The organism is Anaerolineales bacterium (assembly GCA_022866145.1).
Lineage (GTDB): Bacteria > Chloroflexota > Anaerolineae > Anaerolineales > E44-bin32 > PFL42.
Window position 1 is genome coordinate 1 of the sequence record JALHUE010000463.1, and the last position, 1,963, is coordinate 1,963.

A 1,963-nucleotide genomic window follows, 5' to 3' on the forward strand; every position below is an offset into this window, starting at 1 on the left:
ACAGTAGGAGAACGGACCAAGGCGGAGGGTGTTACACCCGGCCGAGGACGTAGCCCCCTGTGGGGGTGTAACATTCGGCCCAGAGCGCCGTTTTCATGAAGACAACCGTGCCAATCACCGATGCCCGCCTGGTGTCCCAGGCCAAGCGAGGAGACGAGGACGCCTTCGCCGAGCTGTACCGCCGGTATGCCGACTCGATGTACCGCTACGCTCTAGCGCGAGGTCTGCCTCCAGCGGATGCGGAGGACGTGGTGTCCACGGTGTTCCTGCGGGCGTACCAGTCGCTGGCTGGCTATCGCGAACGAGGCTGGCCGTTTTCAGCCTACCTGTACCGCATCGCTCGCAACACCCTGATCGATCTGTACCGCAAGGACCGGCATGTGGCGGGGGACGACGAACAGGGGGAGCACTCGAAGTCCGATGTCGATGTTTTCGAGGAGGTCGCCCTTCGTGAGCAGCTTGCAGCGGCACAGGCTGCCCTGGCGGGGCTCCCCGAGGACTACCAGGAAGTGATCCGCCTGCGCGTGCTGCTGGAGTTGCCGACGCAGATGGTCGCGGTCTGGATGGATAGGAAGGAAGGCGCGGTGCGGGTGCTGCTCCACCGAGCCCTGCATGCCCTTCGGGCGAGGATGGTTCGAGACGATGGATGGGTCTGATCATCGGCAGGCGGAAATCCTGGATGCCTGTCTGACGGAACTGATCTCGGGAAGCGCCTCGGTCGACGATCTGCTCCGGGCGCACTCGGCGGACGCCGACTGGCTGCAACCACTGCTGGTCTCCGCCCAACAGGCGCGTCAGGCGGTCGAGCTGCCGGCGATGCCGCCAGAGGCCCGGCTGGTGGTCGAGCGCCGCTTGCGGGCGCACATTCGGAGCCGGGTTCACCGGGCAGCCCCTAGACGAGCCAGGCGCCTGCGCCCGGCCTTCGTCCTGGCCTCCCTCGCGCTGGTTGTCGCCTTGCTTGGATCGGCGAGCGGGATCGCTTACGCTGCCGAGGCCAGCCTGCCCGGCGATGGGCTGTATGTGGTCAAGACCGCCCTGGAGCAGGCGCGGCTCGCGCTTTCCCAGACACCCGAGGGCGAGGCGGCCCTCCTGGCTGCAATCACTGAGAAGCGGCTGCAAGAGGCGGAGCAATTGTCGGCACGCGGCCGTCATCGGGACCTGCCCGCGGCGCTGCAAGGGTATGGCCGGGCGGTGGATAGACTGCTGGCACTGGCGGACCAATTGCCAGCCCAAGATGGAAGCGCATCGCTGCAAGCGATCGAAAGGGAATTGGCTCGACAGGCCCAGGTTCTCTCCCGTCTGCAGGCGAAGGCACCGCCTGCGGCCCAGGCCGGACTGATGCGGGCGCTGCAGGAATCCGCCCGCAATCGCGGCGCGGTCAAGAAGATGCTCGAAGAGCGACAGCCAGAGCCTGGCCCACCCCCGGATCGCGGCCAGAAGGTGACGCCGGCAAGCCCCGTGACCCCGGGCAAGGACAAGGAGCCGGGAAAGGGCCAGGGTCGGGGGCGGCCGACGGAGGCCGCTCCGAAGCGGCCTTGACGCCGTGCGGAGACACTGAGGCTTCCGCCGGGGATCCCCAGCACGGGTTCTGACTTCCTGCCAGTCACCTCATCCGCGAAGGCAAACAGGCCGCCCCCTCCAATCCAGCCCGCGCGCGGGATCTCCATCTTCCATAGGCTGCTCCATCTGGGGTTAGGGGGGGTGACCCGTGTCGCCGGCATGAGGGCGCAGACGCAGGCTTACCGGCAGCAGCGAAGGCGGAAGCGATACAGGCGCTGTTGGTCGCCGTCGAAGCCGCAGTGCGGGCAGAGGTCGAGGTTCTTGCGCGCCGGGTCATCGGGGGAATGCGCCACCCGTGGAGGGGAGCCGCAGTATCGGTACTCGCATGGGTCGCTGGGCGCGGCGCGGCGGTAAAGTCGCGGCAGCGAGTTGGTTGGGGGGGCGAAGGGTCTCTGTCTCCGCT

General features: G+C 67.6%; 3 protein-coding genes. 2 read left to right on the forward strand and 1 reads right to left on the reverse strand.

Annotated features, from left to right (window positions below; all coding sequences use genetic code 11):
• Window positions 1-95: 95 nt before the first annotated feature.
• Window positions 96-656: an RNA polymerase sigma factor gene (locus MUO23_13695; GenBank protein MCJ7514003.1), complete on the forward strand. Its 561-nt coding sequence runs from the start codon at window positions 96-98 to the stop codon at window positions 654-656.
• Window positions 643-1,539, forward strand: coding sequence for a DUF5667 domain-containing protein (locus tag MUO23_13700; protein ID MCJ7514004.1), 897 nt, complete (start codon window positions 643-645; stop codon window positions 1,537-1,539). Before MUO23_13695 ends, MUO23_13700 begins: the two co-directional genes overlap by 14 nt.
• 200 nt (window positions 1,540-1,739) lie before the next feature.
• Here the strand turns inward: MUO23_13700 and MUO23_13705 are convergent.
• Window positions 1,740-1,963, reverse strand: a 224-nt coding sequence (locus MUO23_13705) for a hypothetical protein (protein ID MCJ7514005.1), incomplete at its 5' end; no start/stop codon positions are given.